The sequence below is a fragment of the Enterococcus sp. AZ156 genome (genome assembly GCF_051714165.1).
Lineage (GTDB): Bacteria > Bacillota > Bacilli > Lactobacillales > Enterococcaceae > Enterococcus_B > Enterococcus_B pernyi.
In genome coordinates, this window is the sequence record NZ_JBIORI010000001.1 from 2,172,172 (window position 1) to 2,190,978 (window position 18,807).

The 18,807-nt window shown below is 38.9% G+C and carries 16 protein-coding genes; 3 read left to right on the top strand and 13 right to left on the bottom strand.

Going from position 1 to position 18,807, the window contains the following annotated elements; all coding sequences use genetic code 11:
• Positions 1–50: 50 nt before the first annotated feature.
• Entirely contained in the window at positions 51–953 is a 903-nt protein-coding gene (locus IGJ95_RS10310) for an N-acetylmuramoyl-L-alanine amidase family protein (RefSeq protein WP_438761824.1), read from the top strand.
• 127 nt (positions 954–1,080) lie between these two features.
• Here IGJ95_RS10310 and IGJ95_RS10315 read toward each other — a convergent pair whose 3' ends face one another.
• The 11 genes from IGJ95_RS10315 to ulaG form a co-directional block, all read right to left on the bottom strand.
• Entirely contained in the window at positions 1,081–3,363 is a 2,283-nt protein-coding gene (locus tag IGJ95_RS10315) for a glycosyl hydrolase family 18 protein (RefSeq protein ID WP_194179468.1), read from the bottom strand.
• A 345-nt stretch (positions 3,364–3,708) separates the two neighbouring features.
• Complete coding sequence (locus IGJ95_RS10320) at positions 3,709–6,297, bottom strand: glycosyl hydrolase family 18 protein (RefSeq protein ID WP_194179469.1); 2,589 nt, start codon at positions 6,295–6,297, stop codon at positions 3,709–3,711.
• A gap of 531 nt (positions 6,298–6,828) precedes the next feature.
• Positions 6,829–7,404 carry a TetR/AcrR family transcriptional regulator gene (locus tag IGJ95_RS10325; RefSeq protein ID WP_010734827.1) on the bottom strand — a complete coding sequence of 192 codons (576 nt, stop codon included), beginning with the start codon at positions 7,402–7,404 and terminating at the stop codon, positions 6,829–6,831.
• Positions 7,405–7,421: 17 nt separating this feature from the next.
• On the bottom strand, positions 7,422–8,090 hold the full coding sequence (locus IGJ95_RS10330; protein WP_019722442.1) for an ABC transporter ATP-binding protein: 669 nt from the start codon (positions 8,088–8,090) through the stop codon (positions 7,422–7,424).
• A gap of 15 nt (positions 8,091–8,105) precedes the next feature.
• Positions 8,106–9,176: an ABC transporter permease gene (locus tag IGJ95_RS10335; RefSeq protein WP_438761826.1), complete on the bottom strand. Its 1,071-nt coding sequence runs from the start codon at positions 9,174–9,176 to the stop codon at positions 8,106–8,108.
• A gap of 170 nt (positions 9,177–9,346) precedes the next feature.
• Positions 9,347–10,198, bottom strand: a complete 852-nt coding sequence (locus tag IGJ95_RS10340) for an L-ribulose-5-phosphate 3-epimerase (RefSeq protein WP_041684260.1) — start codon at positions 10,196–10,198, stop codon at positions 9,347–9,349.
• 1 nt (position 10,199) lies between these two features.
• Positions 10,200–10,841 (bottom strand): 3-keto-L-gulonate-6-phosphate decarboxylase UlaD, encoded by a 642-nt coding sequence (locus IGJ95_RS10345; RefSeq protein ID WP_010734823.1) that lies wholly within the window; start codon positions 10,839–10,841, stop codon positions 10,200–10,202.
• Complete coding sequence (locus tag IGJ95_RS10350) at positions 10,842–11,153, bottom strand: PTS sugar transporter subunit IIB (RefSeq protein WP_010734822.1); 312 nt, start codon at positions 11,151–11,153, stop codon at positions 10,842–10,844.
• A gap of 15 nt (positions 11,154–11,168) precedes the next feature.
• Positions 11,169–12,659, bottom strand: coding sequence for a PTS ascorbate transporter subunit IIC (locus IGJ95_RS10355; RefSeq protein WP_438761829.1), 1,491 nt, complete (start codon positions 12,657–12,659; stop codon positions 11,169–11,171).
• Between the two features lie 183 nt (positions 12,660–12,842).
• Positions 12,843–13,298: a PTS sugar transporter subunit IIA gene (locus IGJ95_RS10360; protein ID WP_010734820.1), complete on the bottom strand. Its 456-nt coding sequence runs from the start codon at positions 13,296–13,298 to the stop codon at positions 12,843–12,845.
• Between the two features lie 170 nt (positions 13,299–13,468).
• The gene (ulaG, locus tag IGJ95_RS10365) at positions 13,469–14,530 is read right to left on the bottom strand and encodes an L-ascorbate 6-phosphate lactonase (RefSeq protein WP_153830258.1); all 1,062 of its coding nucleotides are present in this window, start codon (positions 14,528–14,530) and stop codon (positions 13,469–13,471) included.
• A gap of 171 nt (positions 14,531–14,701) precedes the next feature.
• Between ulaG and IGJ95_RS10370 the strand changes: the two genes are divergently transcribed.
• Together IGJ95_RS10370 and IGJ95_RS10375 are read left to right on the top strand one after the other, a co-directional pair.
• Positions 14,702–15,469, top strand: a complete 768-nt coding sequence (locus IGJ95_RS10370) for a DeoR/GlpR family DNA-binding transcription regulator (RefSeq protein WP_438761831.1) — start codon at positions 14,702–14,704, stop codon at positions 15,467–15,469.
• A gap of 239 nt (positions 15,470–15,708) precedes the next feature.
• A complete protein-coding gene (locus tag IGJ95_RS10375) occupies positions 15,709–16,812 on the top strand; it encodes an alpha-hydroxy-acid oxidizing protein (protein WP_010734816.1) in 1,104 nt (367 codons plus the stop codon).
• Positions 16,813–17,014: 202 nt separating this feature from the next.
• Here the strand turns inward: IGJ95_RS10375 and IGJ95_RS10380 are convergent, their stop codons facing one another.
• Together IGJ95_RS10380 and IGJ95_RS10385 are read right to left on the bottom strand one after the other, a co-directional pair.
• The gene (locus IGJ95_RS10380; RefSeq protein ID WP_153830259.1) at positions 17,015–17,797 is read right to left on the bottom strand and encodes a PhzF family phenazine biosynthesis protein; all 783 of its coding nucleotides are present in this window, start codon (positions 17,795–17,797) and stop codon (positions 17,015–17,017) included.
• A 7-nt stretch (positions 17,798–17,804) separates the two neighbouring features.
• Entirely contained in the window at positions 17,805–18,764 is a 960-nt protein-coding gene (locus IGJ95_RS10385) for an ornithine cyclodeaminase family protein (protein WP_023520072.1), read from the bottom strand.
• Positions 18,765–18,807: the final 43 nt, after the last annotated feature.

Here is an 18,807-nt window from a genome sequence, read left to right on the forward strand (position 1 = left end):
AGTTCGATTTAAGTTTTGTTGTTTATCCTCATGTTCAAGAGGTGAAAACGATGAAAAAAATGCGAATTATTATTTTTATATGTCTGATCGGGATCATTGCTCTTTTCAAATTTGGTCTTAGCAATCAAGAAACAGATGCGAGACAACAGACAAGCAATAGTGTCTCTAGCATCATACAATCAACTGATTCTTATTCAGAGGCCCTCATAAAAATCGGAAAAGAAGATGCTACATTGTATGCAGACTCGTCATTAAGTGAACCGCTAATTTCCGTCAATGCTGGTGAACTGGCCACGCTTCTTTCAACTACAGACAACGCCTACAAAATTACCACGAATGATGGTGAAACTGGCTATTTATCACTTACGGATGGCTCATCACTGACTCGCTCGACACAAGAGCTACCGAGTGACCTATCAGAAGCGGTGATCGTACTAGATCCTGGACACGGAGGCGACGATACAGGCGCGCTTAGCATAGATGGACATATAGAAGAAAAGACAGTGACACTCGCTGTTGCAAAACAGTTACAAACGAGTTTAGAAGCCGCTGGCGCAACGGTTTATTTGACACATGAAACAGATGACTACATTTCATTAGATGACATTTGTGCATTTAGCGAAGAAAAATCAGCTGACCTTTTTATCAGCTTACATGCTGATTCGACTGAATCAGCCAATGAAGCAACTGGTACAACCACTTATTATTATTACAATAGTGAGCAACGTCTAGCGGAAACTGTTTCTGATGAACTGGCGGATCTGCTCATTACATCTCGTGGAACTGCTACAGGGAACTATCAGGTGTTAAGAGAAAACCTTCAGCCATCCCTCTTGATCGAAATGGGCTATATGAACAATGACGAAGATTTAGCTACATTGACTACTGTTAACTATCAACAACAGTTGGCGCAATCGATCACACAAGCGCTACTCACTTATTTCAATCAGTAATTTTTTTCTAAACGCAAGAACCTCGTTAGGTATTGATGTTTCATCAAGACCAACAAGGTTCTTCCATTTCATCAGCAACCAGTTGTCAGTACATGGTCACCGCTGAATCTGTTTATATTAAAACGATCTAATTGATCAATTCCCATGGTCCCCATTGTTGAGTACCAGGTTCATCGCCTTGTGTCCACCATTTCGCCCGATACGCATTTCCTAAATGAGTGACTCTATCACCCATAAGATAGACTGTTGAGGCATCCCATGCCGCATATCCAGGCACACTGTCTTCCAAGGTTCGAACGATCACTGGTTGACTAGCTGCCGAAACATTGTTTGAGGCATCGAATGCTTTTACAGTATACGTATACTGTGTATCAGGTGCTAATCCCGTATCTGTAAATGATGGCGTTCTTGGTTGCCCTACTAATTGACCATCACGGTAAACAAAGTAACCTGCTACTCGCTGATTATCGGTTGAAGCCGTCCAGTTCAACGTCACTTCTGTCGCATTGATCGTGGTTGCTGCCACATTTGTTGGAATTGACGGTGCCTCAACATCTGATGGGTCTGGCGCTTCTACACCAAAGATCACTTGGTGATTGATTTCAATACCGTCAGTCCCAATTCGTTGACTTAAAGTGATCGTGTCAATATGATCAACCGAAACCTGTGACGTATCAGATTGTAAACGGAAATCATAAGAAGCTCCTGGAGCAAGTTCTCTGCCATCATAAACGGTGGCTAGATCAACAGTTACCATGCCGTTCGTGGTAGTCACATCCCCTGCCTTGAAGTTACCAGAAGTTAACGTTTCATTACTATTCAACTCCAGCATAAGTTTAGGCAATTTGACTGTTTTCTGGGCAGCTTCCACAGCGCTTAGTACAGTAGACGTTTCTGTCAATGTTTCATTATTTGTCAAAGTGATTTCGTACCCGCTTACATTATTCTCTGTATAAGGCGTAATATCTACAGAGATATCTAACGGTGTGCTAACGATCTCGTGCTGTGGTAATGGCGTATTCCCAAATAATCCTTCTTTGATCGCATTCGTCAATTCATCACGTTTTGTACTTGTCGTTTCTTTGTCTTGTGATTGCATCCAAGAAATCACACCACCCAGTTCTTCTTCTTGCACATACTGGGTTTTGTAACCGATTGAACGTTCATTATCGAAACTGAAAAACTCGCCTGTTTCTGTACTGTACATATAAGGAGCCTTCGCTACATCATCCCAGTACTCAGTCAATCCACTCGTTGCACTGATCAAATCTGGAATATTTCGATATGGCCAGACACCTCCGGCTCTACCACCATCCCCAACGACTAATGGACTTTTATTTTTTGCACCGTATGTTGCCGTTAGGTCAGCATTTCGATTACTCTGTTCAGCCGTTTGGAACAATCCCGGCAGTAATGGATCATTGCCTTCTGCCACTTCATGCCAACCACGAGTATAAAAAGCTGCCCCAATCACGATTTTTTCAGCTGGCGCACCTTCATCCCTTAAAAACTGAACCGTTTGATCTACCGAAAGTCCTTGGTCATAATTAGGATCAGCAGGATTCCCATAAAGTGCTGTATGATGTCCACTGCGGTCACCCCAACCACCGTTCATATCATAGGTCATGATATTTGCAAAATCAACAACTTCAAATAAACCATCAATGTCTATCCCTGAAGATAATTTACTTTGAGATGCAGGCAGCGCAACTGATAATTCATAAGTTTTGCCTAGTTCTTCGCCTTGTTCATCAATCGATTCACGAATCTCATTTAGTAAAATGATGTAATTTTCTTTGTCTTCAGGTACTGCATTTGGCGTTCCTTCATCGTTAACATTGTCTACCAAGTCAGGTTGTCGAACATCTGCAGGATACTCCCAATCGACATCAACAAAATCCATATTCGTATATTTGATGAAGCGGGTAACGTTCTCCACTAGATTTTGTCGTTTCACTGGATCAGCCGCTACTTCAGAAAAATCACCTGATTTAGACCAGCCGCCCAAAGAGACACCAATTTTCATATTAGGATTTTTCCCACGTAGATCTTGGATCGCATTCAATATACCCGAACTTGCTGAATTCCATTGAACCCCTGTTTGTCCTACAGGCGCACCAACAGCAGCATCCGTATCTGTAAATTCTAAATCGCCATTACTATCAAAATCTAAAAAGGCAAAATTCAAATGAGTGATTTGATCAGCTGGAATATCTTTAGGATAGAAATTTCCTTCTCCACCCCAAATCGACCAATCGCCATAGTACATGACATTGCGATAAGGTGCGACCTGAGTTTCTCGCACCTCTTCAGCATGAACCTCTGGCGACTCATTAAATGCTGGTAAAGTCATTGCAACAATCGAAGAAAATAACAAAGCAACTAAACTAATACTCTTAATTCTTTTCATATCAATCTCATCTCCTTTTTTTTTCAGTTTTTTTGCGAAAAAACAAACGCGCCCAAATCACAGGTTAAAAGTTATTTTATCACTCCTTAAAAATTAGAAATCAGATAAATTTTAATTGTAAAAATCTTACAAATATGAATTTAACATTTATTTATTTTTAACGCAACTAATTGCAACCGATTACAATTTTCGTGTTTCAAGTTATTTTTAAACCATATGATTTTGTTTATTTTTTAACTAACATGTTTTTTTCAGTGAATTCGAGTAAATAAGATAAATAACAATGACAGAATAACATTATAAAAAAAGAACAAGGCAATCTGCCCTGTTCTTTTTTTATTTAAATTAACCAATTAGTTCCCATGGACCCCATTGTTCAGTTCCTGGCTCATCACCTTGTGTCCACCATTTCGCACGATAAGTATTTCCTTTATGAGTTACTACATCACCTAAATCATAGACTTTGTTCGCATCCCATTCGCCTTCAGCTGGCGGAGTTGTTTCTTCTAAAGTTGTGACAACTAATGCTTTGCTTTCTTCTGAAACATTTCCTGCTGCATCAAACGCTTTTACTGTATATGAGTATTCCGTATTCGCTGTTAACCCAGCATCAGCAAATGAAGTTGTTGCTGATTGACCCACTTGTTTGCCATCACGGAAAACATAGTATCCTGCTACTGCAACATTGTCAGTTGAACGAGTCCAAGACAATGATACATTTTTCTCACCGATCGTTGAAGCTTTCAAGTCTAATGGAATTGAAGGTGCTTCTGTATCTACTGGTGCTTTTTCTAACGTTTTAACAACTAATGCTTTACTGTCTTCTGAAACATTTCCGGCACGGTCAAATGCTTTTACTGTATATGAATATTCTGTATCTGCAGTTAAACCAGCGTCAGTAAATGAAGTTGTTGCTGATTGACCCACTTGTTTGCCATCACGGAAAACGTAGTATCCTGCGACCCCTTTGTCGTCAGTTGATTTTGTCCATGATAGAGAAACGTTTGTTTCACCGATTGTTGAAGCTGTTAGTTCTGTTGGTACTGAAGGTGCTTCTGTATCCGGTGTTCCTGGTTCAGTCGTTGAACCTTCACCAAAGATCACTTGTTTATTGATTTCAATACCTTCGTTACCAATTCTTTGGCTTAATGTGATTGAGTCGATATTGTCAACAGCGACATCTGCTTCAGCAGCATTTGAACTCAATCTGAACTCATAAGATGCACCTGGTGCGATTTCTTTGCCATCATATACAGAAGACAAATCAACGATTGCAGCGCCATCAACATTTGTTACAGTACCTGCTTTGTAATCACCAGCGCCAAGCTTTTCATTTGTCGCCATTGGAATCACTAATTTAGGTAATTTGATTGTTTCTTGTGAAAATTCAACTAATTTCAATACAGAAGAAGTTTCTTCCATTTTTTCATTGTTGGTAATTTTTACGTCGTAACCACTAACGCCATATTGTGTATAAGTTGAGATCTCAACATCCACATTCAATGGTGTGCTCTTGATTTCAAACTCTGGAAGTTTCTCACTACCTAACAATCCTTCTTTGATTGCATTGGTCAACTCATCACGTTTTGTTCCAGTTGTTTCTTTGTCTTGTGATTGTTGCCATGAAATGATTCCACCAAGTTGGTTTTCTTTTACATATTCAGCTTTATAAGTCACTGATTTTTCATTTTCGTAAGTAAAGAATTCACCAGTTGTTTCGCTGTACATAAATGGTGCTTTCGCTACGTCATCCCAATACTCTTTCAATCCAGATGTATTACCAAGTAACGTTTCAATATCTCGATATGGCCATACACCACTGGCACGTCCACCGTCACCTACTTTTAATGGATTTTTGTTTTTCGCTCCATAACTTGGTGTTTGATCGGCATCTTGACTTGATAATTCTGCTTTTTGGAATAATCCCGGTGCCTCTTCATTATCCCCTTTTGCCACTTCGTTCCATCCACGAGTATAGAATGCTGCTCCAATAACGATTTTTTCTGAAGCCGCACCTTTCTCACGTAGGTATTCTACTGTTTGATCTACTGAGAAGCCTTCATCATAATTAGGATCAGCTGGATTCCCGTAAAGTGCTGAATGGTGACCACTTGTATCTGACCATGCACCAGTTAAGTCATAAGTCATGATGTTTGCGAAATCGACAACATCAAATAGTCGTTTCACGTCGATACCTGAATCTAATTTACCTTGAGCTGCTGGCAATGCAACAGATAGTTCATATGTTTTTCCTAATTCTTCGCCTTGTTTATCAATTGTTTCGCGAATTTCATCTAATAATTTTATGTAATTTTCTTTATCTTCAGGTTTTGCATTTGGTGTTCCTTCGTCATTTACGTTATCCACTAGATCTGGTTGACGTACATCTGCCGGGAATTCCCAGTCAACATCGACAAAGTCCATATTTGTATATTTAATAAATTTTGCTACATTATCTACAAGGTTCTTACGTTTCGTAGGGTTTGCTGCTACTTCAGAGAAATCTCCTGATTTAGACCAACCACCTAATGAAACACCAATTTTCATGTTTGGATTTTTTCCACGTAAATCTTGAATCGCATTTAAGATACCAGAACTAGCAGAGTTCCATTGTACGCCCGGTAATCCTACAGGTGCGCCTGTCGCTGCGTCTGCATCAGTAAAGACTAGTTCGCCATTACTATCAAAATCTAAAAAGGCAAAATTCAAGTGAGTCAATTGATCTGCTGGGATATCTTTTGGATAAAAGTTACCTTCGCCGCCCCAAATCGACCAGTCACCATAATACATTACGTTTCTATAAGTTGCTTGTTGTTCTGTTTGTTGGATTTCTTCTGCATTGACGATAGACAATTCCCCAATTGTCGGAAGCGCCGTTGAGACAACAGAAGAAAATAACATCGCTGCCAACCCAATTTTTTTAATACTTTTCATTTTTAAATTCTCCCCTTTTTACACTATTCACTTTTCAAAAAACAATTATGTAACAAAATAAACACGAAAATATGTTATTCATCCCCCCTCTATTTCTCTAAAATAGTGAGTTAAACTCAGTGAAACTTTTGTTGCTAACAGAATATTATCACCTGAAAATGGCTTTTTCAACCGTTCTCCTAAAATTATTTAAAAAACAAATTAAATCACCTTGGTTATTTACCTGTTTTATAATCGTTATTATTAAAAATCTTTATATCACTTGCTTTTCACCTCTTTTTCTCAATTGCTAGAAAAATTAAATATCCCTCATTATTTTAATTAAAAAATAACAATTTGAGAAAATATAATAACAAAAAGGCGTAGAGGACAAGAAATTAAATTGATTTTTGTTTCTAATCTTAAAAATCAAATAAACGAAGTTCCAGAAGTAACTCCTTCATAAAAAGCCGAGAAACCAAAAATTTGAAAAACAATTTTTGGGTTTCTCGGCTTATTTCTCGGAGCTGGACACTTCTGTCCCCACCGCATTTAATCAGCTACGACACCATGAAGGTATAAATCGATCAGTCGTTCCACACTAAATGGGTTTTCAAGTGAATTAGAAGATTCGGTGATATATGGTGCTAACAGAAGAAAAAAGTGCTTTGCAGCAATTTCTGTCGTAACATGAGCGCGCATCAAAGATTGATTTGTCGAAAAAATCACTTCAAATGGTTCACGATAACTTTTTTTCCACAAGGTAAAAAGATGATTTCGTGTCTCGGCAGAAAGGTTTGATTTTAAATCATGGTGCATCATAAATAGGTCTAAAAGATGGGTATCGATCAGATACTTCGTCATTTTAGTCAAAGATTGTTTAAAATCAAGTTTGTTCTCTTCTAAGATTGCTCTTAAGTCTGTACCTACAGTACTCAAATGCTCTTCTAAGACTGCACAATATAACTTTTCTTTATCGCTAAAGTAATGATAAAGATTTGGTTGCGTGATTCCAGCATTTTTAGCAATCTCACGTGTTGAAGTTCCTTGATAACCTTTTGACATAAACAAACGATTGGCTTCTTTTAAAATTTTCTCTTGTGTATCCTTATTGTATCGATGGACCAACTTTTACACCCTCTGACTTATTTTTTTTCTCGAAAGACACCATCTTCTATCATAAATACTTTATCACATCTGTCAATAAGTCGGGTATCATGAGTGACCATTATGATTGCTTTATTTTTTTCCTTGGATTCTTTTGCTAAAATATCTACAACTTCTACTGCTTTTTCTGAATCCAAACTAGCTGTTGGCTCATCTGCCAAAATAATCGAAGGATCGTTATATAGCGCTCGAGCAATTGCCACTCTTTGTCGTTCACCACCCGAAAGATCTTCTGGATACTTATTAAGGAGTTTATCCACCCCAAGTTGTTGGAATAGTTCTTTTGCCTCCTCTTGTCGATTTTCATGCTTGATCTTATCGACCAGTACTAATTGTTTTTTGACGGTCAAAAATGGAACTAGATTGGAAGCTTGAAGAATAAATCCGATTTCCTTAAACCGTAATTTTACTCGTTTTTTCTCCGGTTGTTCACTGAAATCTTCTCCATTGATCTTGACGGTTCCTTTATTTGGTGTCTGTAAACCGCCTGCAATCGTTAAGAAGGTACTCTTTCCAGAACCAGATGGTCCAATGATTGCGACAAACTCCCCTTTATCGACACTGACATTTGTTTTTTTCAATGCTTGGATGGTTTGATCACCATCTTTAAAACTTTTTTCAACATCTATAAATTCAATTGCTTTCATTTCCCATTCTCCTTTCTATCCGATTGCTTTTAATGGATCAATTTTTACGATCGTTCTAACAGAGAAAAGTGCCCCTAAAATAGCAACGATCAACATCATTACACTAATCACACCGAAAAACAACCAGTTACTTTGGAATGGTACAGCATCTGGTAGAACAAGTGAGGTAACGAACGTTCCAAACAATCCAAGAGCGACACCGAAAAATGAAAGTAAGAACGTTTGTGCAACTACTGAACGTGCAATAAATCCACCAGTAACGCCTTGGGCTTTAAGTACACCAAAAATATTGATTTTTTGCATGGTCAATACATAAATGAAAATGCCGATCACGATTGCTGCAATCACAATCAAAAAGCCGATCATGAAACCAAACGTCAATACTTGTGCATTGTACCCTGGTAGTTCATTGATAAATGTCGAAATACTGATTTTCTCTAGATCATCCGGTAAGCTATCCACATCTCCTCGCACGACCACTGCATTGATACGAGCATTATCAGTTGCATCTTGTTTCTCAAATCGTATCTCTTGGTACGCATTGATCGTTGTATAGACGACAGGAGAGACATTGAATTTGGCATTCTCAGTAAATCCAGTCAATTTAAATGTCTTGTCGCTTCCTGATAATTTGATCGTATCTCCAATGTCTAAGCCATATTCTTCTTTTAAACTAATATCACCGACTGCTTCATCATTTGACTGGAATTCTTCTCCTTCCACGATATTCGGCATGATGAATTGGTTTTGATCGATTCCAAAAAAACTAACATTGACTTTATCAGCATCTGGACGATCTGAACTCGTGACTACTCCAGGTGTTTGAGCTAAATAAGCGACTTGATCACCTTTCACTTCTTCTGCCATCTTTTTCGTGATCATCGACATCCCTAAGTTTGTATTGGCGTCTTTTGATAAAACAATGGTATCTGCCTCCCATTTATCTACAGCAGTTCGATTGTCTTGTGCCAACCCATAGGCTAATCCTGTCAAAAAAAAGACAAGGTACGCAATTAGAAACATGACGCCTGTCACTAAGGCATAGCGTAATTTTGAATGAATGATTTCATTTAATGCTAAAAACATAAAATTCCCCCTAAAAATTTATCAACTGATAAATATATCTTATCACTTGATAAATTTTTAGAGGAATAATCTGCTCAGAATAATCAATAAAAGAAAAAACAATTGAGTTGATCATATTCAATAAGGAATATGTCAGTCGTTTATTTCTAAGTTTCATCAAAAAATTGAGGTTAAAATCCCGATTCTTTTAGCTTTGGCAATAGATATTCTTTCGCTTGTAAGATCTGACTTTCATAATCCTTATCCTGACCACTCCACATTTCAATCAAGAATGGCCCTTCGTAATTTACACGTTTCAATGTTTTAAATAAGCCAGAAAAATCCACACAACCTTGACCAAACGGAACGTCTCTGAACTTACCCTTACTACTAACTGTTACTGGTTGCGTATCTTTTAGGTGGATCGAAGTAATATATTCGATGCCTTGTTCAAGTTCAATCGCCACATTATTTTCTGGCCACGCTGATAGATTTCCTAAGTCAGGATACACTTGTAAATAAGGAGAAGGGAGTTGTTTTTTTATCTCTATGAATTTACGAATGGAATTCATAAATGGGTCATCCATGACTTCAATCGACAAGATTATCCCAAACTGTGCTGCCTCTTTGATACTGGCACGCAATCCTCTGATAAACGCTTCTCTTGTCTCTATTGATTTTTTTTCATAGTATACATCGTATCCCGCCACTTGTATGATCCTGATACCTAACCGATACGCAAGCTGTATCGCCTTTTTCATCATAGATAAGGCTTTTTCTTGTTTTTTGACATCTACTGAGCCGAATGGAAAACGGCGATGCCCACTTAAACAAAGCGAATGGATAGCAATCCCTGAAACCGCTATCGCTTCTTTTAACTCAGCGATTTGTTCATTCGTCCAATCTAAACGAGCCAATCGTTCCTCGCTTTCGTCAATCGATATTTCCAGAAAATCAAACCCCAATTCTTTTACTGCATCTAACCGCTCTTGCCACGACCATCCGCTAGGCAGTGCCTTTTCATAAAGTCCGATTCTCATCATCTCATTCTCCCCACAGTCGCTTGATCTCCTTTTGGAATGCTTGGGCTTGTATGATAGGATCTGCACACGCCGTCAATCCTCGACCGACAATAAAATGAAAGATCGGCATCCCTTGGAACAAGGCTAACGTTGAAATTGACAGCCCACCAGTTACTGAGACTTGAAAACCTAAATCGATCAATTGTTGGACGAGCTTCAGATCCTTTTCTCCCCAAACTTCTCCAGCTAACAAGGCATCCCTACTTTGATGATAGACGACCTGAGAAATCCCAATTTCTCGCCATTTTTTTGCTTGTTCCATCGTCCATTCTCCGTATAGTTCTACTTGAAGTGCTTTGACTTTCTTTTGTGCGGCTTGCATGGTAGCTAGAGAGGCACAGCAGATCACTGTCATGAAATCTGCCCCAGCCTGCGCTACATTACCAGCCACAGTTTCTCCTGCGTCGGCACATTTTGTATCCGCAACGATCGTTTTTTCTGGAAACATTTTTCTCATACATTCGATTGGTTTGCTTCCTTCTTGAAGACAAAGAATGGTGCCTACTTCAATCACATCGACGATTTCTCCAATTTTTTTCACATCTGCCAATGCAGACGCTAACGTGTTATGATCCAGTGCAATTTGTAATTTTGGTCGTTTCATCTAATTCTCCTTTGATTTCAATTCTTTGTACATTGATGTTTCTTTGAATTTCTCACAGATCTCAGTAGGTGACATCACATTTTTGATCCCCACGACCGTCACACCTCGCTCAATTGCTTGCATGAACATCGGCATAAAATTGAGTGGCGTAAAGACGACATCATATTGACTTGCCGAACTTTTACCTTCAGAGATCGGGCAATGATGGATTTTACTCACTGTAATATTTAATTTTCTCATTGCCTTTTCTACACTACGCATCATCATTAAACTTGTACCAGAACCATTGGCACACGAAACTAAAATTCTCATTTACTTTCCCTCCTATTAATTACTGTCTCCAAACTTTTCTTTATATTTTTGATAATCCTCCACAATCAAAAAATATCCTTCTGGATTTTTTCGATATTGTAGTTGCGGAATTAGCAACAAACCGACGACCACTAGTGCAACACCTGCATAACCAAAAAATTTCATCAAAACAGTAAAGACTGGCCAAGCAGTCGCCCAATCAAACATACCAATGTACCCTCCGTAACTAGATAACCCGATCCATGTCGCAAAGAGTGCAGAACCACCGACTTGGATCAGCCCAGATAAGAAAGGGAACAAACATGCTGCCTTGAACCCACCCCGATTATTAGAGAACACAGCGATGACCGCATTATCAAAAAATAGTGGGATAAATCCAGCGATCACGATCGTTGGTGATCGGAAGACGATCAATAAGATGATCATCAAGAATTGTCCTAATGCACCAAATAAAAACCCGATCGTGACTGCATTTGGTAATCCAAAGCCAAAAGTTGCAGCCACATCGATCCCTGGCACAGCTCCTGGTAAAATAGTATTTGAGATTCCTTGGAAAGATTGTGTCAACTCGTCCACAAAGGTCCGGACACCAAGCTGTAAAATGGCTAAATACACAGCAAAGTTCAAAGAAGTGGTCAGTACGTAGAATAGAAAACTTTGTCCTGCCACCATAAATTCTGCCTCAATCAAGTACTCCTGTCCTAATACTAATAAGATGATGCCAAAGAAGAACAGCATCAATAAAGAAGTCGCCACCATGTTTTCGTTGAAAATGGATAAGAAACCCGGAAGCTCCATATCTTCAAGCTTTTTATCGGCTTTTCTATTCCCATTTTTTTTACGACTACTCTTTTGCCACCACTTCGCTAAGGTAGAAAATAGGTACACCCCAAACATCTGTTGGTGCGCAATCGCAAAACCAGCTCCGTCTGTCAATTCTTGTGTCACACCAACAGTTAAATTAGAAGCAACTGCCCAGTAACACCCTAAAATGATCCCCATAAATACTAATACTTCTACTCTTCCTAATTCAGGAAAACAGAAAAGTAAGATCCAAAAAGCTGTAGCTGCTTGCTGGATCTGGACATTTCCTGTCGTAAAAACAGCTCGCAACTTCGTATATTTTTGGAAACGAACTAACAGGATATTCAATACAAATGCAATCAATAATAAAATCATCACATCACTGAACGTTCGTCCAAAAATATCCATCAATCCTGCATCTACAGCATTTTGACCAAAATAGGGATCAGTCACCATCGCCTCAAGATCAAAACGATCCTTTAAACCAACTAAGATCGGTCGGAAATTGTTTACTAATCCACCTGAACCAACAACTAAAATCAGATAACCTACAGTGGCTTTCAAAAATCCAGCTATACATTCGTATAATGGTCGGCCAAGAAGTATATACCCTAATAAAACGATCGAACCGATCAAATAAGCCGGCTGCGTTAAAATATTTGTCGCAAAATACGTCCATATCTCCATCAAGATAGCTCCCATATTTTTCCGTTACCAAAAACCAGAACAACTCCTCAAACGATGCGAGATATCATGGTTTTCATGTAAACGGACTCCCTCCCTTGCCTCGTATTTTTTAGTTGATAATTTATCTTTTATGTCTATTTGCTTTGTACCGAATGGTCCTCACTGGCCATACCTAGCAAGCAAAAGACTACCTCTACCTTATAGTGGCTCGTATTTCTCCATGACCATTTGATAATCTTCGATTGTTTCTGTCGCTAGTAATTCTTCGATCAACCCATCTTGCATCAGTAATTCTGATAATGATTGAATATTTTCTAAGTGTTGCTTTGGCTCTTTAGCAGCTAAGGTGAAGAAAAGGCTGGCAGACTTTGACCCTTCCTCAAAAGGAACTGGTGCGTTCATTTTGGTAAATGAAATCGTCGTATCGAAAACATGTGAGCCACCTTGCATGGCATGAGGCATCGCAACGTGTGGGGCGATCAGGATATATGCCCCATGTTCTTCGACATTGCGGATCATTTCTTCTACATATACATGATCAATGATTCTTTTTTCTAATAAGTGACGACTGCTCTCCTCGATTGCTACTCGCCAATCATTTATCGTAGTTTCTACATAATTGACTAAGTCATTCTCATAGAAATATCTCAACATATTTACAAACAGTATCAAGCAGTCAACCCGTTGTTTGACAATAGCGCATTCTTATCAAGAGATGACTTTGTCTTACGTTCACTTGCTTTGATACGTTCTCCCTCCTCGCTCTTGCTTTTGTTAAAAAATTCTCAGCTCAGCTGATTTATTGTCATATATCTCTTGGGCTCCTACAAAAATGATGGAAACGGCGTATCATTTTCTTGGGTGAAGACATCATGGAAGCCACGATCGAAATTGAATGCCAAGTCTTTTCTATTATCTGGGTACGTATACTTCCCACCCACTTGCCAAATATAAGGGGAAAACTGATAAGCCAATCGATCTTTTTTCATGCGCCATAATTGAGTGATCTCGCTAGGATCAGCCATAAAATTGGACCAAATATCATAATGGACTGGGATCACGACTTGAGCTCTTAACGATTCTGCCATTCTCAACAAATCACTGGAGGTCATCTTATCAGTGATGCCACGCGGATTTTCACCATATGCACCTAGACAAACATCGATTTGATGTTCATTGCCATGTTTGGCAAAAAGGTTGGAATAATGCGAATCCCCTGCGTGATAGATGTTCCCTCCTGATGTTTTGAAAAGATAATTGACAGCGATCGTATCCATTTCTTGTGGCAACTGATCTTTTAATTGCACATTAGGATCATCATGTGTGATCAATGCCGTCCGATCAAAGGCTTCCAGCGCAACGATCTCTACTTCATTGATCAAAGCGATATCGCCGGGTTTGACTACTTGGGTCTTTTTTTTTGGTATCCCCCAAGAGAGCCATGTCTCCACTACTGCTTTGGGGCCAATAAATAGTGCCTCCGGACAATTTTGATGAACAGCTGCGGCAGTGTGAATATCCAGATGATCGGAATGGATATGTGTCACCACTAATGCATCCACATTTTTGATCGCAAATGGATCGATCACAAAAGGTTGCGTTCGTAAATTCGGTTGCATCTTTTCTGTACCGCTCATACGCATCATCTGGTGGCCTTTTTTCATCTGTCCATTCCCGTGTGTTCGTTTTCCTGTCCCACACCATAAGTCACAAAGGATATTTGTACCTTCATGTGACTTCAGCCATATACCTGTACATCCTAGCCACCATATAGATACGCTTTTTTCTTTTACTTGTTCCATTTCGATTTCTTCGTTCAGATAGGTTCCCCATTCTGGAAAAGTCGAACGTAACCAACTTTCCTTTGTTACTTCTGTTATATTCATGTGCCATCCTCCTCTTTATTAGGTATATATAAATGATAAAGCGCTATCAAAGTGATTGGAATAGCTTTATATGACTGTTATTACTTTATGTGATCGTTTCCATTTTTTTATGCTCGTTTAGCTATAATTAGTCATATAGAGAAACAAATTGATTGAAAAGGAAGGATAACAATGAAAAATTCTCTGTTGACGATTAAAAAAAGACGTAATGAAATTCTTGATCTATTACAAAGGTACACAAAAATGACCACGATTGAACTGTCTGAAAAGCTTCACGTATCACTCAGCACTATTCGTCGAGACCTTAGATTATTAGAAGAAAAAAATGAGATTATTCGTGAATATGGCTATTGCCTCTTCAACTATGACAATCAAACAAATTTCGATCTTTCAGGACCAACGTGGATCAAACATCAAATTGCTCGTTGTGCTAGTCAATATATTGGAGACTATGTCACCGTATTTATCAATTCAAGTTCCACTGCCTTAGCTACACTCGATTATTTAGAATCGAATCACGTCACCGTCGTAACGAATAATTTAAAGGTCATTTCTTGTGTCAGACAAGGTAATTATACGTATATACTCACTGGTGGCGAATTACGCGTACCGAAAGAAGTCTTGGTAGGAGATATTGCCGCTCGCACATTAGCAGATATGAATGCAGATGTCTGTATTATTGGATGTAGCGGAGTAGATTTAGAGAATGGTGTGACGACAAAAATTTTAAACGAATCTAAAATCAACGAATGGATGATCAAAAAGAGTATCAAATGTCGTATTCTTGTTGCAGACCATCGTAAGATTGGCCGGACTTCACAGTTTAAGATTGCCGATATTTCTGCCTTTGATTATTTGATCACCGATCAGCATTGTTCACCTAAACTTGCCAAAAAAATTGAACAATTAGGTGTCACTGTTATTCGAGTAAGTTTATAAAAGAAAGTAAATTTCATCAAAGTTGCTAACAGATAAAAAACAGCTATGATTCGATTTTCTTCTTTTAGTCGAGTATTCAAAGCGTGACTATACTCTTGCATAGCGGTAACTCTCCGTTCAGTTAAATAAAATAAAACAGATTATTTGCCTGTTTTAAAAACAAGGCGTAGTATAAAAATGTAAACGCTGACAAATTCAATATTATTTATTGATCGATACTACGAAAGAAGGTTTGTTTTATGGAAATGATTTATCAAGCTGGCTCACAAGAAGGTCAAATCAGTTTTATCAATACAGAAGACTTAGAAATGGCGGCAGCTCAAGTGATTCCTACTGGCGGATACGGCTATATCAGTAGTGGTGCTGGAGATCTCTTTACGTATCAAGAAAACGTGCAATCATTCAATCATCAATTGATTATTCCTCATGTTTTAAAAGACGTGGAAATTCCAGATACAACGACTTACTTTGACCAAGAAACATTAACTGCTCCAATCATCATGGCGCCTATTGCAGCTCATGGTTTAGCTCATACACATGCAGAAAAAGCTTCAGCTAAAGGAGTTGCCGATTTTCATACGATTTATACGGCGAGTTCTTACGCTTCCTGTACATTAGAAGAAATCCGTGAGGCCGGTGGTCCAGATGCACCACAATGGTTCCAGTTTTACATGAGTAAAGATAATGGGATCAATTTAGATATTCTAGAGATGGCCAAACGTAATGGCGCAAAAGCAATCGTTTTGACAGCTGATGCAACCGTTGGTGGGAATCGAGAAACAGACCTTCGCAATGGCTTCACTTTTCCATTGCCAATGCCGATCGTTCAAGCCTATCAATCAGGGGTCGGACAAACGATGGACGCAGTTTATAAATCCTCCAAACAAAAGTTAAGTCCAAAAGATGTGGAATTTATTGCCGCTCATTCTGACTTACCCGTTTATGTAAAAGGTGTGCAATCAGAAGACGATGTTTATCGTTCATTAGATGCGGGGGCAAATGGCATCTGGGTATCGAATCATGGCGGTCGTCAATTAGATGGTGGGCCAGCAGCCTTTGATTCTTTGAAATATGTAGCAGAAGCCGTCGACAAACGTGTCCCTATCGTCTTTGATAGTGGTGTTCGTCGTGGTCAGCATGTCTTTAAAGCCATTGCTTCTGGTGCCGATCTAGTCGCGATCGGTCGTCCTGCCATTTACGGTTTAGCTCTCGGTGGAAGTACAGGCATCCAACAAGTATTCGACTTCTTCAAAAAAGAATTAGAAATGGTCATGCAATTAGCTGGGACGCAAACCATCGAAGATATCAAAAATGTGACATTACGGGAAAATCGTTTCTTCTAAATTGAGAAAATCTCAAATAAAACAAGCGCAGTTTCCATAATTATTTCGCACTTTTGAATCCAAATAAACGAACATCAAAAAAAGCCTTTAAAAATAAGCAAGAAGACCCAAAAATTTGAATAAATTTCGGGTCTTCTTGCTTATTTTTCAGAGCTGTATGCTATTTATTGCACTCTGTATCCTATCTGTTTGGATGGATTTTCTAAATGTACGCTTCACCTTTTGCAAACAAAGTTGCTTCGCCACTGATCATCACGCGTTCACCTAACCACTTGCAAGCCAAGAACCCACCTCTGGCAGAAAGTTGTTGAGCAACCAAGTCGTCCTTTCCAAGCTTTTGTGCCCAGTAAGGAATCAAATTCGCATGAGCCGAGCCACACACTGGATCTTCATTGATCGTTAGTTTTGGGAAAAAGGTCCTAGAAACAAAATCTTCTTTCTTTCCTTTGGCTGTGACAATCACGCCGACGCCTTCTTCTAATTCCCTCATTGCAGTATAATCAGGCGTCAGCTTTGCCACTGTCTCTTCGTCTTCTAATACAAAAAATAAGTCCCTTGCCAGATAAGCCTCTTTTATTCTTGTGCCGATTGCTTGTTCGTATGCTGGTAATATAGCAATTGGTTGCGGTAAAATACTTGGAAAATCCATCGCATATTTTTGCTCTTTTTTTGTGACAACTAGGTTCCCACTTTGCGTTGAAAATGAAATCATGGATTCACTGATACCATAGAAGTGGAACAATACAAATGCGGTTGCCAAGGTCGCATGACCACATAAGTCGATTTCACGATCAGGGGTAAACCAACGTAATTCATAACCTTTCTCTTTTCTAACGGTAAAGGCTGTTTCGGATAGGTTATTTTCGATGGCGATTTTTTGCATGGTATCATCAGGTAGCCATTCATCTAACACAAAGACCGCAGCAGGATTTCCTTTAAACACTTCATTGGTGAAGGCGTCAACTACATAATAGGGTAAATTCATTTATAAACTACTCCTTTACTTTTTGATAAATATATTCGGCACAACATAAATCTTCCACTGCTAAGCCAACCGCATCAAAGATCGTGATCGCTTGTTCGTCTGTACGCCCTGTTTTCTGATGGGTGACTAATTCACCTAGAGAACCGAGGATGTTTGTCTGATCAATTTTCCCTTCTGACAAGGGAATCAAATAGTCGCCACTTTCCCTTTTGACCGCTTGGTAATCATCTACATACAATTGTCCAGATGCCATCAAATCACTCGTTAATTCACGAATCTCTGGTGTAAATGTACCGATTGCATTGATATGTGTGCCTGGTTTAACCTCTTTTTTTGATAAAAAAGCATGTTTACTAGGTGTTAAAGTACAGACAATATCTGCTTCTATAGTCGCTTCAGCCAATGTCGAGCAATCAATAAAACGCAGTTTTGGATAATTAGTTTGCTGTTCTAGGATAAATTGTTTTCGTCGTGTTTCATCTAAATCATAGACATATACACGGTGAATCTTTCGGACACAGGTAATTGCGGCTAGATGTGAAACTGCTTGTTGTCCAGTTCCGATCAATGTGAGTGTATCTGCTGATGGCTTTGCTAGATAATCTGTGGCTAATGCTGAAACTGCTGCTGTTCGTATCCAAGTCACGGCATTCGCATCGATCATTGCGACGGGTTGCCCGTTTTTTGAATCGAAGAGCATGATTTCACCCAAATGTGATGGTAGCTTTTGTTTGTGATTGCTTGGAAAAGCCGTGATGATTTTTGAACCAAAGTACCGGTTTCTTCCCAAATAAGCGGGCATCATCGCAAATACATTTTGTTTCTCGCCATCTGGTAATTGTTGGACCATTCGATTCTCTTGAGAAATCTTTCCGACTTGAAAATCTTTAAAACACTGTTCCATTACGTTGATTGCTTCTGTAAAACTAAAATGGGTGATTACTTTATGACTATCGATGATTTGCATATTTCCCCTCCTTTTTTCTATCCTAGCGCCCGAAAACAATACA

Bases quoted from the DNA above. Each gene is read 5' to 3' on its own strand.
- ulaG (WP_153830258.1), bottom strand. From the start codon at position 14,530: ATGAATATAACAGAAGTAACAAAGGAAAGTTGGTTACGTTCGACTTTT.
- IGJ95_RS10330 (WP_019722442.1), bottom strand. From the start codon at position 8,090: ATGAAAGCAATTGAATTTATAGATGTTGAAAAAAGTTTTAAAGATGGT.
- IGJ95_RS10345 (WP_010734823.1), bottom strand. From the start codon at position 10,841: ATGAAACGACCAAAATTACAAATTGCACTGGATCATAACACGTTAGCG.
- IGJ95_RS10380 (WP_153830259.1), bottom strand. From the start codon at position 17,797: ATGAATTTACCCTATTATGTAGTTGACGCCTTCACCAATGAAGTGTTT.
- IGJ95_RS10360 (WP_010734820.1), bottom strand. From the start codon at position 13,298: ATGTTGAGATATTTCTATGAGAATGACTTAGTCAATTATGTAGAAACT.
- IGJ95_RS10375 (WP_010734816.1), top strand. From the start codon at position 15,709: ATGGAAATGATTTATCAAGCTGGCTCACAAGAAGGTCAAATCAGTTTT.
- IGJ95_RS10385 (WP_023520072.1), bottom strand. From the start codon at position 18,764: ATGCAAATCATCGATAGTCATAAAGTAATCACCCATTTTAGTTTTACA.
- IGJ95_RS10350 (WP_010734822.1), bottom strand. From the start codon at position 11,153: ATGAGAATTTTAGTTTCGTGTGCCAATGGTTCTGGTACAAGTTTAATG.
- IGJ95_RS10355 (WP_438761829.1), bottom strand. From the start codon at position 12,659: ATGGGAGCTATCTTGATGGAGATATGGACGTATTTTGCGACAAATATT.
- IGJ95_RS10340 (WP_041684260.1), bottom strand. From the start codon at position 10,198: ATGATGAGAATCGGACTTTATGAAAAGGCACTGCCTAGCGGATGGTCG.
- IGJ95_RS10320 (WP_194179469.1), bottom strand. From the start codon at position 6,297: ATGAAAAGTATTAAAAAAATTGGGTTGGCAGCGATGTTATTTTCTTCT.
- IGJ95_RS10310 (WP_438761824.1), top strand. From the start codon at position 51: ATGAAAAAAATGCGAATTATTATTTTTATATGTCTGATCGGGATCATT.
- IGJ95_RS10370 (WP_438761831.1), top strand. From the start codon at position 14,702: ATGAAAAATTCTCTGTTGACGATTAAAAAAAGACGTAATGAAATTCTT.
- IGJ95_RS10315 (WP_194179468.1), bottom strand. From the start codon at position 3,363: ATGAAAAGAATTAAGAGTATTAGTTTAGTTGCTTTGTTATTTTCTTCG.
- IGJ95_RS10335 (WP_438761826.1), bottom strand. From the start codon at position 9,176: ATGTTTTTAGCATTAAATGAAATCATTCATTCAAAATTACGCTATGCC.